A 14,563-nucleotide genomic window follows, 5' to 3' on the forward strand; every position below is an offset into this window, starting at 1 on the left:
ATCCTTCCATAGCTTGTATATATTCTGTCCCTGCCCTGCGAAATTAAACACACAGAACAGAAGATTCCAGGGTTTTTCTTGGGTATCCAGTTTTGCTTAAAAAGTGAATTCCGGAAGCTCCCCTGCTTTCCACCGCTCCAGGCTTTTTTTACCTGCCATCAATTTCTGCAGCGCCGCCATATCGGTCACATTCATATGCGCCGACTGATATGCAATACTGTTCTCTTTCATATTGCAGATCACATCGTGCAGCGCGCGCCGTTTTTCCTCCTCTGTCTCCAGCGGGATTCTGGCATTAAAAAGGCCTGCAACTTCTTTCTGCTCCTCGGAATCAACAAACTGATTCAAAAGCTTTGCCGGATTCACCCCGCCCTCGTGATACTGCAGCACAATCATCTCTGCAATCTGGTGGTAAAGAGGTGTGGTAAAATCCTCCGGCGTAATATATTTTTCCAGTTTTCCAATGAGCGCCGGATAAGAGGTCATCCATGTCAGCATCAGCTTCTGTGCTTTTTCGACACCGCCCTCTTTCTCTTTTTTGTTTGCGGCTGTATTCCGCGGCTTGACACGCTCCGTCCTTCCGGCTCCTGATAGTGCCATCTGACCGACCTGCTTTCGCAGTACTTCGACGGCAATCCCGTATTTTCCTGCCACTGCCTCAAGATAACTGTTCCGCTCGATCTCATCCTCGATTGCAACGAGACGACGCACCGCCTCATGCAGGAAATCGGATTTGCCCTGCGGGTCGGCAAGGTCGAAATCGCGTTCCTTCATGCGGATCTCATACAAAACGCTGTTCTCCGCCTCTTCCAGACGTTTTTCGAACGCTTCGCAGCCCTCGTGCTGGATAAACTCATCCGGGTCCTTATACGGTCTCAAATTGACGACACGCGTTGTAAGACCAACCCCTTTGAGCATCGGAATCGCACGAAGCGCCGCTTTGACGCCTGCCTCATCGCTGTCATAGATCACAAGAACCTCGTCGGTATACCGTTTCATCAGCCCCGCCTGCAGCGATGTGAGTGCTGTTCCAAGAGAAGCTACCGCGTTATTGAATCCTGCCTGGTGCATGGAGATGACGTCCATATAGCCCTCGCAGATAATCAGATTTTTTCTCCGTGAAGAGCGCGCCAGATGCAGCCCGTAGAGATTGCGGCTCTTATCGAAAATCTTTGTCTCCGGCGAGTTCAGGTATTTCGGCTTTCCATCCCCCATCACACGGCCTCCGAAGCCGATGACACGGCTGTTGGCATCCATGATCGGGTAAATGACACGGTTCCAGAACTTGTCCTGCATGCCATGCACCTCGTCCGCCAGAAAAAGGCCCGACTGACGCAGGATTTCATCGTCATACCCTTTTTCTTTTAAGAAACGGTACAGCAGGCTTCCATACTTATCTGAATAGCCAAGGCCGAATTTTCGAATCGTATCATCCGAAAGGCCGCGCCCCTTCAGGTAATCGTAGCCCTGCTTTCCGCGCTCGGTGTGGAGCTGGTAATAATAGAATTTCGCCGCCTGCTTATTGATCTCCAGCAGCGTATTCTTTAAATCGGCCTGCTCCTTTGCTTCTTTCGAATACTCCATCTGCGGAAGCTCCACCCCGGCCCGGTCCGCCAGAAATTTCAAAGCTTCCACAAACGTAAAGTTTTCATATTCCATCAAAAACGTAAAGACATTTCCTCCGGCTCCGCATCCGAAGCAGTAATACATCTGCTTTCCTGGGCTGACGGAAAAGGAAGGGGACTTCTCATTGTGGAACGGGCAGAGCCCGAAGTAAGAGCTTCCTCTTCTTGTCAGCTTTACGTAGCCGGATATCACATCTACGATGTCATTTTTCATACGAATCTCTTCCACTAAATCATCGGAATATCGCATTTTTTCCTCCCTGTATCTAATAAACCGCCCAGGCTTTCGGCACGAACAGCTCCTCGTATTTGTGCATGGAATACTGATCGGTCATACCGGCAATATAATCGCATACTACCTGTGTCTTGTCCTCGCCGCACCCGATCAGATTCCGGTACTCGCGGGACATCTGTTCCGGGTGCTCCTGGTAGTAGGTGTAGAGGGAAATCAGCATCTTCTTTGCCTTCTCCTCCTCTTTTTTCGCCTCCGGGTTGCGGTAGACGTTCGCGAACATCAACTCCCGCAGCAGGCGCATTCCCTCGGCAATCTCCGCCGACTGGCGCACATACTCCGTTCCGCGGCTCTGCTCCACAATATCGTGGATCAGCGTATTGAGCCGCTCGCGGCACGTATCGCCAAGAACAACGCGGATCGTAATCGGGATGTCATCCTCGCTTAAGATGCCGGCGCGGATGGCATCGTCCATATCGTGGTGGATGTAGGCGATCTTGTCGCAGAGACGCACAACCTGTCCCTCCAGGGTCGACGGCTTTCCCGCCGTGCGGTGGTTCAGAATTCCATCCCGCACTTCCCAGGTCAGGTTCAGGCCCTGTCCTTCCTTTTCTAGAACCTCCACGACACGGACGCTCTGTTCCGCGTGGCGGAAGCCCCCGGGATGCACCGCATTGAGCGCCGCTTCCCCGGAATGGCCAAACGGCGTGTGTCCGAGATCGTGGCCGAGCGCAATGGCTTCGGTCAGATCCTCATTCAGATTCAGCGCCCGCGCAATCGTGCGGGCAATCTGGGACACCTCGAGTGTGTGCGTCAGGCGGGTCCGGTAATGATCGCCCTGCGCAGCGAGAAACACCTGTGTTTTGTCTTTCATCCTGCGAAAGGCTTTGGAATGGAGAATCCGGTCCCGGTCTCTCTGGTAGACGGTGCGGATGTCACACTCCGGTTCATATCGGTCCCTTCCTCTGGAATTCCGGCTGTGCGCCGCATAAGGACTCAGCTCCTGAAATTCCCGTTCTTCAAACGATTCTCTCAAGTTCAAACGAAGACCACCTCTTTCCCGGTAATATGCCTGTAACAGTTCTTTTCATTGTCCTCCTATTTCCTATATTCGGTGCCCGATTCCGATTTCCTTTTTTATTTTTCAAATTTTTCAAATTTTTTCAAAAAAAGTGTTGACGGCTTACAACTCTGGTGCTATAATACATCTTGTCGTCAGCGAGATGACAAAAACTTAAAGAACATGCGGAAGTGCTGGAATTGGCAGACAGGCCAGACTAAGGATCTGGTGGTCATTGCGATCGTGTGGGTTCAAGTCCCATCTTCCGCATGAAATTTAAAAAACTACATAACATGCGGAAGTGCTGGAATTGGCAGACAGGCCAGACTAAGGATCTGGTGGTCATTGCGATCGTGTGGGTTCAAGTCCCATCTTCCGCAGAACGAAAACCCTTGTGCATGCAAGGGTTTTTTCCTGCTCAAAAAAATCAGAGGAAATTCCTTTCCGGATCCCTCTGATTTTTTATTTTTCTTTTTTTCAGAATTTTCTCTGCAATTTCTGTTTTTACAGGTTCGGTCTTACAATCTTCGGTGTATAGCCAGCCTCTTCCAGTGCTTTGACAATACGGTTCTTGTGATCGGTGCCGAATGCCTCCATTGTGATGCGGAGCTCTACTGCAGCACTTCTGTTCGTTGTGAAGAACTGGTTGTGGTCCAGTTTGATGACGTTTCCGTTCTCGTTTGCAATCACCTGGGAAACGCGTACCAGCTCGCCTGGTTTATCCGGCAGAAGAACGGATACAGTAAAGATACGGTCTCTCTGGATCAGTCCGTTCTGGATCACGGAAGACATGGTGATGACGTCCATATTTCCGCCGCTTAAGATCGAAACAATCTTTTTGCCTTTGACATCCAGATGCTTTAATGCAGCCACAGTCAGAAGACCGGAGTTCTCAACGATCATCTTGTGGTTTTCTACCATATCAAGGAATGCTACGATCAGCTCATCATCATCCACAGTAATGATCTCGTCCAGGTTCTGTCTTACATACGGGAAAATCTTGGATCCCGGTGTCTGTACTGCAGTACCGTCTGCAATTGTGCTGACAGGAGATACGGTCGTTACCTCGCCTTTTTCAAAAGAAGCCTTCATACAGGCTGCTCCGGACGGCTCAACACCGATGACTTTGATGTTTGGTTTCAGCAGTTTTGCCAGTGTGGAAACACCGGTAGCCAGTCCGCCTCCTCCGATCGGAACAAGGATATAATCTACGAGCGGAAGCTCCTGAATTACTTCCATAGCGATGGTTCCCTGGCCGGTTGCAACGGTCAGATCATCGAACGGGTGAATAAAGGTATAGCCATGCTCTGCTGCAAGCTCGTATGCTTTTGCACATGCCTCATCGTACACATCTCCGTACAGAACAACCTCAGCGCCGTAGCTCTGGGTACGCTCTACTTTGATGAGCGGTGTGGTAGTCGGCATCACGATGACAGCCTTTGCACCGTAGCATTTTGCCGCATACGCAACGCCCTGTGCATGGTTTCCTGCAGATGCGGTGATCAGTCCTTTTGCGCGCTCCTCTTCACTTAAGGTGCTGATTTTGTAATAGGCACCGCGCAGCTTATAGGCGCCGGTCAGCTGCATATTTTCCGGTTTTAAGTAGACTTTATTTCCCGTCTGCTCGCTGAAATATTTGCTGTAAACCAGTTTGGTCTCCTGTGTTACTTTTTTTACAATTTCAGACGCTTCCTCAAATTTCGGGAGTGTCAGCATTTCTTCTGCCATAGTCTTTTCTCCTTGTTGTCTTTTTAAGCATTCTCTTCGGATGTATGGAACAGTGCATTTACAAACTGGTCTGCATCAAATTTCTGCAGATCGTGGATGCTCTCGCCCACGCCGATGTATTTGACCGGAATATCAAGCTCGGACTGGATGGCAACGGCGATACCGCCCTTTGCAGTTCCGTCCAGCTTCGTCAGAATGATACCGGTGACATTTGCCACTTCTGCAAACTGTCTTGCCTGCTGCAGCGCATTCTGGCCCGTGGTACCATCCAGCACCACCAGCGTTTCCAGATATGCCTCTGGGTACTCTTTTTCCAGAATCCGGTAAATCTTGTGGAGCTCTTCCATCAGGTTCTTCTTGTTGTGAAGTCTTCCTGCCGTATCACAGATCAGCACATCCGCATTTCTGGCTTTTGCCGCTGCGACTGCATCGTACACGATGGACGCCGGATCTGCTCCGTTCTGTCCGCCGATGATATCCACGCCGGCGCGGTGCGCCCACTCCGTGAGCTGCTCGCCTGCCGCTGCACGGAACGTATCTGCTGCCGCAAGAACAACCTTTTTGCCCTGATCCTTCAGAAGGCCGGCCAGCTTTCCGACGGAGGTCGTTTTTCCGACTCCATTGACACCGATCACCAGCACTACCGATTTCCGGTTTTCAAATTCATAGGCTGTATCGCCTACATCCATCTGTTTTTTGATGCTCTCGATCAGAAGCTGTTTGCACTCTGCCGGATCGGTAATGTGCTCTTCTGCCACCCGCTCTTTTAAGTGGTCAATAATTTTGGTCGTTGTATTGATGCCGATATCTCCCATGACGAGAATCTCCTCGATCTCCTCATAAAAATCGTCATCAATATTGGAATAGCCGCTGAAAATAGAATCAATTCCAGCTACAATGCTGTCTCGGGTCTTCGTCAGACCGTTGACAAGACGTTTGAAAAAGCCTACTTTCTCCTCCGCCATACCGTTCGCCTCCCTTTATCTTTTCTATCTTACTTCTTTCGTATTGTATCTTATTCGTTTCTATTTGTCCAGTTCTCCCTCGATCAAATCGACAGAAACAAGGGTAGAAACACCCTTCTCCTGCATCGTGATGCCGTACAGACGGTCTGCCGCCGTCATCGTACCGCGCCTGTGGGTGATGACGATGAACTGGGTATTTTTTGTCAGCTTATGCAGATACTGCGCAAAACGCGTTACGTTGGAATCGTCGAGCGCCGCCTCGATCTCGTCAAGTAAACAGAACGGGGACGGCTTCAAGTTCTGGATTGCAAAAAGCAGCGCAATCGCGGTCAGTGCCTTCTCGCCTCCGGAGAGCTGCATCATATTCTGCAGTTTCTTTCCCGGCGGCTGGGAAATGATGCGGATACCTGCCTCGAGTACATCCGTGTCCTCCTCGAGCTCCAGCGTTCCCTTTCCGCCGCCGAACAGCTGGCGGAACACGCGGTCAAACTCTTTCCGGATCTCCTCGAATTTTTCCGTGAACTGCTTGCGCATACCGGCATCCAGCTCATCGATGATGCCCTGCAGTGTCTCCGCCGCCTTGACAAGATCGGTGTGCTGTGCATCGAGAAAGGCGTGGCGCTCCGAAATCTCTTTGTACTCCTCAATCGCATTCACATTGACAGAGCCAAGTTTCCGGATCGCATCTTTTACTTCCAGCACACACCGCTTTAATTCACTGCGCTCCGGAATCTCCTCCATCTGGAACTCTCTTGCGTGGCCCGGTGTCACTTCGTACTCTTCCCAGAGATACGAGGTCTGTGCCTCTTTTGTCTCCTCCAGCTTTTCTTTCTGGCTGTTCAGACGGAAGCACTCTTTGTCCATCAGGGAAATCTGGTCGGAGAGCTGATCCCGCTTCTCGAAAAATTCTTTGTGATCTGCGCTTAATGCTTCTTTTTTCTCCTGCAGTTCCACAATCCGGCGGTCTTCCTCTTCTTTTGCCTGCACTGCTGCTGCAATCGTCTTCTGGATCTCCACGATGTCCTGCTGTTTCCTTTTGACATCGTCTTTTTCCTCCGCCGCTTTTTCCAGCATGGTGCGGCTTTCCGCTTCCAGTTTTCCCGTCTCTTCCTCAAGACGGCGGATGTTCTGGGCAAGGAATCCATCCTTCTGGGACAGATTTGCGTAATTTAACCGGATTTCTTCAAGATCCTTCGTATATTCTGCTTCCCGGCGGCGAAGCCCTGTAAGCGCCTCCTGCGCCTTCTGGATATTCTCCTGCAGCGTGCTTTCCCGCTCCACCGATTCCTGCATTTCCTGACCGATGACTTTCCGGTTCCGCTCAATCTCGGCGATCTGATTTTCAATCTCGAGACTCTCCTTCTGAAGCGCTTCAAAATCCAGACGGATTTCCGTCTTTTTCTCGCGCGCTTTTTCCAGATTCAGGCGCACCGTATTCTGCTCGATGTACTGCCGCTGCAGTTTTTCATTCAGCTCGGTGCGGAGATCGCGGATTTCATTCCGCTTATTTTTCTTCTCTTCAAGTTCCTGCTGGATTTCCCGCAGTTCCTTCGCAAGACCCTGTACGCTCTTTTCGAGTTCCTCAATCTCACGCCGTCTTCCGAGCAGGTTGCTGTTGTTCCGGAACGAACCTCCTGTCATGGAACCGCCCGGGCTCAAGAGCTCGCCCTCGAGGGTTACCATGCGGAGCGTCTGACGGTATTTCCGCTGGATCACAATGGCATGGTCGATCGTGTCGACCACCAGCGTTCTTCCAAGCAACTGTGCCACAAGGCCCTCATACACCGGGTCGTACGAAACAAGTGCATTTGCCACACCAAGCACACCGGTTTCTCTTGCCGCATCCTCATTCACCTGCGTTTTTTTCCCGCGCATACTGGTGAGCGGAAGGAACGTCGCACGGCCGAAATGGCCCCGTTTCAGGTATTCAATCAGGTATTTCGCCGTCGCCTCATTGTCGGTGACAATATTCTGAATGCTGCCGCCAAGTGCGGTCTCGATCGCCATCTCGTACTTTTTCTCCGCCTGCAGAAGATCCGCCACAACGCCGTGGATGCCGGGATTCCGGTCTTTCTGCTCCATGACCTTCCGAATACTGTTTCCATAGCCGTCGTACCGCTCGGTGATGTTCTTTAAGGATTCGAGCCTTGACGCTTCTCTGTGGTAATTGGTCTGGCCGGCTTCCATCTCTTTCGTCTGGTTCGAGAGATCCGCCGTCAGCGCGGTAATCTTCTGATCTGCCTCCTGGTACTGCTGTTTCAGGCTGCTTACCGTCTCTCCGAGCGCTTCAAACGCGTTCTGCAGTTCTTCCATCTGCCCGTTCTGTTCGGACTCGCTCGTCTTTAAATGCAGCACCCTCTGGCTTAATTCTGCCTTTCGGATGCCGATCTGCTCGAGCATCGCATCGTAGCGCTGCATTTTTCCCTTCGTGGAACCCCGCTGGTTCAGAAGGCCGATGACTTCGCTCTTATCCTGTTCACTCTGCAGCTCGACTGCCTGGATCTGCTCCTGGCATTCCGAGAGAGCGGCCTCTTTCTCACTCTTTTCCGTCTCTGACCCAAGAAGTGCTTCATGAAGTCCGTCCTTTTCTGCCTGATATGTATTTTTTTCTGCCGTCTTTGTGCGGCTCTCCGCGCGGATCGCCTCCAGACGTCCTCTTAATGTGTCGCTGTTCCTCTCCGATGCATGAATCTGCTCGTTCAACACCTCGATCTGGTTTTCGAGCTGCTGGCGTTTCAGTGCATTCTCCCCCGCCTGATCGCGCGCAGAAAGAATCGTCTGGTCCAGTTTTTCCTGCTCCTGTTCCAGCTTTTCATACTCCTGCTTCGTATGCTCAAAAGCCTCTTTCGTGCTCTTTAACTGCTCTTCTGCAATCCGGTACCGGTCTTCTACTTTCGTGAGATCGTTCCGGATGCGCTCCATCTCGAGCAGAAACATATTGATATCGAGGATCTTTAATTCCTCTTTCTTCTTTAAATAAATCTTTGCCGTCTCAGACTGGCGTTCCAGCGGCTCTAACTGCCTTGTCAGTTCCGAGAGAATGTCGTTGACGCGCACCAGATTCTGCTGCTCTTCCGCCAGCTTCTTTTCGGTCACGGCCTTCCTTCTCTTGAATTTGACAATTCCTGCCGCCTCGTCAAACAGCTCCCGGCGCTCTTCCGGCTTACCGCTTAAGATCTTATCAATCTGACCCTGTCCGATGATGGAATAGCCTTCTTTTCCGATACCGGTATCGTAGAACAGCTCGTTGATGTCCTTTAACCGGCACGATGCACCATTCATCAGATACTCGCTCTCACCGGAGCGGTAGAGCCGTCTCGTCACCGTGACTTCCTCGAAATCGACATTCAGCTTGTGGTCGGAATTGTCGAGTGTAATTGCAACCGACGCGTAGCCGAGCGGCTTTCTCGTCTCGGTTCCGGAGAAAATAACATCCTGCATATTTCCGCCGCGGAGCTGCTTGGCGCTCTGTTCGCCGAGCACCCAGCGCACCGCATCGCCAACATTGCTCTTTCCACTGCCGTTCGGCCCTACAACGCCGGTAATACCGTCGTGGAACTGCAGAATGGTTTTGTTGGCAAACGACTTAAATCCCTGCATTTCAATGGATTTGAGATACATAATTCACCTACGCTTTTTTTCTGGCAAGAATTGCATCGTATGCCGCTGCCTGTTCTGCCGCTTTTTTCGTTCTGCCCTTTCCGGTACCGAGCGCTTTCTTTCCGACGCTGACCTGTGCCCAGAAGCTCTTGTCGTGATCCGGTCCCTCTTCTTTTAAGATGGTGTAAACAATCTCTTCATCCGTCTCACCCTGGATCAGCTCCTGCAGAATCGTTTTGCTGTCGTAGAAAAGCTGTTTGTGTTCGATATCGTTTAAGATATAGTTCAGAACGAACGTTTTTGCCGGTTCAAAGCCGCCGTCCAGGAAAATCGCACCGATCGTTGCCTCCATGGCATCCGAAACGATGGAATCGCGGTGACGGCCGCCGGTTGCCTCCTCGCCCTTTCCAAGGAGCAGAAAGCTGCCAAGGTCAATCTCACGGGCACAGAATGCCAGTGCCGGTTCACAGACGAGGCTGGCGCGTTTTTTCGTCATCTCGCCCTCCGGGAGACGCGGGAATGTCTTGTATAAAAATTCGCTGGATACAACTTCCAGCACGGCATCTCCTAAGAACTCCAGACGCTCGTTGCACTCCAGGCGCTCCATATGGTGCTCATTTGCGTAGGAAGAATGGCGCATCGCCATCTCCAGCAGTCCGAAATCCTGAAATCTATACTGGATCTTCTTTTCCAAATCCACGAGTTTATCAATATTATTCATAACCTGTTTTAAGCCTGTCCTTCCTCATAGTTACCGTTTGCAGGTGTTCTGCGGACGGTAACAAAGGGGCTGTCCTGTAGTAAACAGCCCCTTCGCCATTTTCTATTATTCTGCCAGTTTCTTTTTGATCGCTTCCACCGCATCCTCAACCGATACGATGTGCTCTGCTTCTTCTGCTTCGATCTGGATATCAAATTCTTCTTCAATTCCCATCACAATCTGAAATACATCCAGGGAATCCGCTCCCAGATCATCTGCAAAGGTTGTCTCCATGGTTACTTCATTCGGATCTACGTTTAATACATCCGCAATGATCTCCTGTAATTTTTCAAACTCCATCTTTCGCTGCCTCCCTGCTGCTCTTATAGTCCGCCAGATGCTCCTGCACTTTCTGCGGAATCTTCTCTTCGCTGAATGAAATGCACTGGAGAATGGAATTTTTAAATTCGTTGGCTTTTGAGCTTCCGTGCGTTTTTACAACGAGTCCTTTTAAGCCAAGCAGCGGTGCTCCGCCGTACTCACTGGCATCAAAAGACTTCAGTGTCTCTTTCAGCGCCGGTTTCACAAGAAGGGCTCCGATTTTACTGCGCAGAGATGTCATCATGCCCTGTTTTACCTTGGAAATCAGGGTCGCGCCGACGCCCTCATACAGCTTTAAGATAACGTTTCCGACAAACGCCTCACAGACAACAACGTCTGCGGCTCCGTTTGGAATTTCTCTTGCTTCGATACTGCCGACAAAGTTGATATACGGGTTTTCTTTCAGAAGCGGATACGTCTCTTTGACGAGCGCGTTTCCTTTTTCTTCTTCCACACCGATATTCACGATTCCCACCCGCGGATTTTTAATGCCGACAACGTGTTCCATATAGATGGAACCCATCATGGCAAACTGCACCAGATGGGACGGTCTTGCATCAACATTCGCACCGCAGTCGATCAGAAGGGATACACCGTCTTTCGTCGGGATCAGCGGAGCCAGCGGCGGGCGCTCTACGCCCTTGATGCGTCCTACGATCGTCTGTCCGCCGACCAGGACTGCTCCGGTGCTTCCGGATGAGACAAACGCGTCTGCCTCTCCGTAGCGCACTTTCTTCATGCCGACAACGATCGAAGAATCCTTTTTATGACGGATCGCATTGACCGGCGGTTCTCCCGTCTCAATGATTTCGGTCGCCGGGACGATCTCAACCCGCTCCTTCGGATACGTATATTTCTGCAGCTCTTTCTCGATGACATCCACCTGACCGACCAGCTGGACTTTGACGCGTTCATCTGCGTTTACGGCCTCAACGGCGCCTTTTACCGGCTCCACAGGCGCATAATCGCCGCCCATCGCGTCCACTGCAACTCTGACTAAGTCACTCATGTTTTTTCCTCTTTTCTCTTTTCTAAAGCGCGTTTGAAAACTCTTTTTCTTTCAAAAAACCGTTTTCAACCACGCTCTAAAAGCACTTATGCAAGTGCTGTATTAACTATACTAAACTCCTTTGCAAAAATCAAGCACAAATGCCCATCCGCGCTTTCTCCTGTATTCCAAAAAAGCGGGTGGATTTATCTTTCCAAAATCCACCCGCTCTGTTTTGTCTTATTTTTCTTAAGAAACCTTGACTCCGCTCGAATTCATCTCATGACCGTCTATGGTTGTATTCCGTGCCATGACACCGGTATCCGGATCCAGATAATATTCCTCACCATCCTGCGTGAACCAGCCGGTCTGCATCTGACCGTTGTCCGCCAGATAATACCATTCTTCTCCGCTCCAGTACCATCCTGTCACCATGTATGAATTTTCATCAAACACGTACCAGTAGCCGTCGATATTCTGCCAGGTATTGGTTGCATAGCTTCCATCATTATTCTGATACTGCCATCCGTTTTCATTCTGAACCCATTTCCCGGCCGGAATTACCGTAACTTCTGTTACTGTACTCGTCGCCATGGAAACGGTATTTCCAACCGTGTTTGTTGCCACAACGTAATAGTAATCTTTTCCCTCCGCCGAAGTATCGACCTGGTATGTCACTTCTGTTGCGCCTTCAATCGGCGTTCCTCCGCCGTTGGAATTTACGTTGTTCTTATACCACTGATATGTTACTGTGCCTTCTCCCGTTATTCCTGCCTCACAAGTCAGCTTTCCAGATGTATTTCCAACGGGAATCTGCAGGCTCTCCACCGGATTTACCGAAAAAACCGGCTTTTCCAGATTGGCATCTACATGAACAGCATCGCTGTCCTCTTTTGAAATATCTACACTGGCCGAAGACGAAACCGTCGTCTCAGTTCCCATCATTTTATCCATCAGACTGTCTGTGGAACATCCTGAGAGGAATACTACACTGCACATGCATGCTGCCAGAAATATGATTCGTCTATTCTTCATATGCTTTGCACTCCTTTTTTATAATTGTTACGAAAATGTTGCAATATTGTTTCAATTCTCACCGAGACCATTATAGCACATCACGACACACCACGTCAAATCTTTTATATGACGCTTCCAGACAACCCGCAGAGACAACAAAAAAGCCCCCGGTGACGGGAGCCTTTTGCTGCATTGCACATCGGAACTGATTCCGATTTATGAATATTAGTCCATTGCAACGACTTCTTTTTTGTTGTAAGAACCACAAGCTTTGCAAACTCTGTGCGGCATCATAAGAGCACCACATTTGCTGCATTTTACAAGGTTCGGAGCAGACATTTTCCAGTTTGCTCTTCTCTTATCGCGTCTTGCTTTGGAAGATTTATTCTTAGGACAAATGGACATAGTTACACCTCCTTAAATTTGCTGAATATATCTTTGATTGCAGCCATTCGGGGGTCTAGCCCTGTGGTATCACAATCACAGGTCTGAATATTCAGATTCGCACCACAACGGCTGCAGATTCCTTTACAGTCATCTTTACACAGCACTCGAATCGGCCATTGGACTATGAGTTCATTACGAACCAGTTCTTCCACATCGAGCTCGTCTCCCTCCACAAACGAAGAGTCCTCTTCTTTTTCCTCGCGTTCTTCCTCTGACAGATTCAGATCAATCTGCAGATCGAACTCGAGCTGGAATGGAGTCGCTACCGGTGTCAGGCATCTTGCACATGGAATCTCCATTGTAAGGTCTGCGCTGCCGGTGATCGTGATCACACGATTGCCTTCATGCGTAAGGCCAAGGATAACAGGATGTTTTTCGATTACCCGATAGTCCTGCCCGCCGATCGAAAAAGTTTCGGATGTAAGCGGAATTTCATACTTTTCGGACTTTCCGTCCTGCGCAAATAACTTGGTCAGACTGATTTTCATATTGTTCTCCTAATCACACTTTACCAATTATACCCGGGAAGGTAAGAATTGTCAACTGCTTTTTGAATTATTTTTTATTTTCCTTTTACTAACTCTACGGTCTCCTCGCAGATTGCGATTTCCTCGTTGGTCGGGATCACGCATGCTGTAATCTTGGAGCCTTCTTTGGTGATGATCTTCTCAACGCCACGGCAGTTATTTGCCTCAGAATCGAATTCCAGACCCATGAACTCAAATGCTTTGCAGATGGTCTCACGAAGCGGAATAGCGTTCTCTCCAAGGCCTGCGGTGAAGGTGATCACATCTACGCCGCCCATAGCTGCGATGTAGGAACCGATGTATTTGATAATACGGTAAGCGTATGCTTCCAGACAGTTGATGGCATCCTGATTGCCTGCCTCTGCTGCTGCAGATACATCACGGTAATCGCTGGAGATGCCGGTCATGCCGAGCATACCGGATTTCTTGTTCAGAATGTTCAGAACCTCGGATACGGTCAGGTTCTCTTTGTTGCACAGATACTCAACAAAAGCTGGATCGATATCTCCGGAACGGGTTCCCATGATCACACCTTCAAGCGGGGTAAGGCCCATGGAGGTATCTACACATTTGCCGTTCTTTACAGCGGAAAGGGAAGCACCATTTCCCATATGGCATACGATGATCTTCAGATCGTTGTAGTCTTTGCCAAGGAACTCTGCGGTTCTCTTGGATACGAATTTATGAGAAGTTCCGTGGAAGCCGTATTTACGGATTGCGTATTTCTCATAGTACTCTTTCGGAATACCGTACATATATGCTTTCGGAGGCATGGTCTGATGGAATGCGGTATCAAATACTGCTACGTTCGGAACGCCCGGCATCAGTTTCATGCAGGCATTGATTCCCATCAGGTTTGCCGGATTGTGCAGAGGACCAAGGTCAGCGCACTCCTCGATAACTTTGATTACTTCGTCATCGATGATAACAGAGTTTGTGATCTTCATTCCGCCGTGCAGAACGCGGTGTCCGATGGCATCTACTTCTTCCAGGCTCTTGATGACGCCGCTCTTCTCGTTTACCAGAGCGTCCAGAACCATCTGGATTGCCTCTACGTGTGTCGGCATTGCTGCTTCTGTTACCTCTTTTTCGCCGTTCTTTGGCTCATAAACGAGGCGTCCGTCGATACCGATTCTCTCACAGAGTCCTTTTGCCAGGACGTCACGGTTATCGTAATTGATCAGCTGGAATTTCAGAGAGGAACTTCCGCAGTTTACTACTAATACGTTCATTTCTAAATTCTCCTATTTTAAAAGTCTTATTAAAACTTCTGGCCGGCCTGTTCTCCGCAGC

Annotated in this window: 12 protein-coding genes and 2 tRNA genes; 2 read left to right on the forward strand and 12 right to left on the reverse strand. The window is 49.9% G+C overall.

Features of this window, described 5'->3' with window-relative positions:
* Nucleotides 1-96: 96 nt before the first annotated feature.
* The gene (gene dnaG, locus I2G42_RS12715; RefSeq protein WP_195531126.1) at nt 97-1,875 is read right to left on the reverse strand and encodes a DNA primase; all 1,779 of its coding nucleotides are present in this window, start codon (nt 1,873-1,875) and stop codon (nt 97-99) included.
* Between the two features lie 16 nt (nt 1,876-1,891).
* Nucleotides 1,892-2,899, reverse strand: coding sequence for a deoxyguanosinetriphosphate triphosphohydrolase (locus I2G42_RS12720; protein WP_195531127.1), 1,008 nt, complete (start codon nt 2,897-2,899; stop codon nt 1,892-1,894).
* Between the two features lie 203 nt (nt 2,900-3,102).
* Here I2G42_RS12720 and I2G42_RS12725 point away from each other — a divergent pair.
* A tRNA-Leu gene (locus tag I2G42_RS12725) sits at nt 3,103-3,187 on the forward strand.
* A gap of 25 nt (nt 3,188-3,212) precedes the next feature.
* Nucleotides 3,213-3,297 (forward strand) — tRNA-Leu (locus I2G42_RS12730).
* Nucleotides 3,298-3,421: 124 nt separating this feature from the next.
* On the opposite strand, the gene ilvA is transcribed toward I2G42_RS12730, so the two are convergent.
* The 10 genes from ilvA to I2G42_RS12780 all read right to left on the reverse strand — a co-directional run bounded on the left by ilvA (nt 3,422) and on the right by I2G42_RS12780 (nt 14,502).
* Nucleotides 3,422-4,633, reverse strand: a complete 1,212-nt coding sequence (ilvA, locus tag I2G42_RS12735) for a threonine ammonia-lyase (protein ID WP_055219017.1) — start codon at nt 4,631-4,633, stop codon at nt 3,422-3,424.
* Between the two features lie 35 nt (nt 4,634-4,668).
* Complete coding sequence (gene ftsY, locus I2G42_RS12740; protein ID WP_022462735.1) at nt 4,669-5,610, reverse strand: signal recognition particle-docking protein FtsY; 942 nt, start codon at nt 5,608-5,610, stop codon at nt 4,669-4,671.
* Between the two features lie 60 nt (nt 5,611-5,670).
* Nucleotides 5,671-9,231 (reverse strand): chromosome segregation protein SMC, encoded by a 3,561-nt coding sequence (gene smc / locus I2G42_RS12745; protein WP_117813971.1) that lies wholly within the window; start codon nt 9,229-9,231, stop codon nt 5,671-5,673.
* A gap of 7 nt (nt 9,232-9,238) precedes the next feature.
* Nucleotides 9,239-9,931, reverse strand: a complete 693-nt coding sequence (gene rnc, locus I2G42_RS12750) for a ribonuclease III (RefSeq protein ID WP_173828769.1) — start codon at nt 9,929-9,931, stop codon at nt 9,239-9,241.
* Nucleotides 9,932-10,036: 105 nt separating this feature from the next.
* On the reverse strand, nt 10,037-10,270 hold the full coding sequence (gene acpP / locus I2G42_RS12755; protein WP_022462732.1) for an acyl carrier protein: 234 nt from the start codon (nt 10,268-10,270) through the stop codon (nt 10,037-10,039).
* Complete coding sequence (plsX, locus tag I2G42_RS12760; RefSeq protein WP_055218874.1) at nt 10,260-11,300, reverse strand: phosphate acyltransferase PlsX; 1,041 nt, start codon at nt 11,298-11,300, stop codon at nt 10,260-10,262. The genes acpP and plsX overlap by 11 nt, the downstream gene beginning before the upstream one ends.
* Before the next feature lie 228 nt (nt 11,301-11,528).
* Complete coding sequence (locus tag I2G42_RS12765) at nt 11,529-12,314, reverse strand: hypothetical protein (RefSeq protein WP_055218872.1); 786 nt, start codon at nt 12,312-12,314, stop codon at nt 11,529-11,531.
* Nucleotides 12,315-12,521: 207 nt separating this feature from the next.
* Nucleotides 12,522-12,701, reverse strand: a complete 180-nt coding sequence (gene rpmF / locus I2G42_RS12770) for a 50S ribosomal protein L32 (RefSeq protein ID WP_022462729.1) — start codon at nt 12,699-12,701, stop codon at nt 12,522-12,524.
* A 2-nt stretch (nt 12,702-12,703) separates the two neighbouring features.
* Nucleotides 12,704-13,231 carry a YceD family protein gene (locus I2G42_RS12775; RefSeq protein ID WP_055267341.1) on the reverse strand — a complete coding sequence of 176 codons (528 nt, stop codon included), beginning with the start codon at nt 13,229-13,231 and terminating at the stop codon, nt 12,704-12,706.
* A gap of 74 nt (nt 13,232-13,305) precedes the next feature.
* Nucleotides 13,306-14,502 carry an acetate kinase gene (locus tag I2G42_RS12780; protein WP_022462727.1) on the reverse strand — a complete coding sequence of 399 codons (1,197 nt, stop codon included), beginning with the start codon at nt 14,500-14,502 and terminating at the stop codon, nt 13,306-13,308.
* Nucleotides 14,503-14,563: the final 61 nt, after the last annotated feature.

The sequence above is a fragment of the Fusicatenibacter saccharivorans genome (genome assembly GCF_015557635.1).
In the GTDB taxonomy this organism is placed as follows: domain Bacteria; phylum Bacillota; class Clostridia; order Lachnospirales; family Lachnospiraceae; genus Fusicatenibacter; species Fusicatenibacter saccharivorans.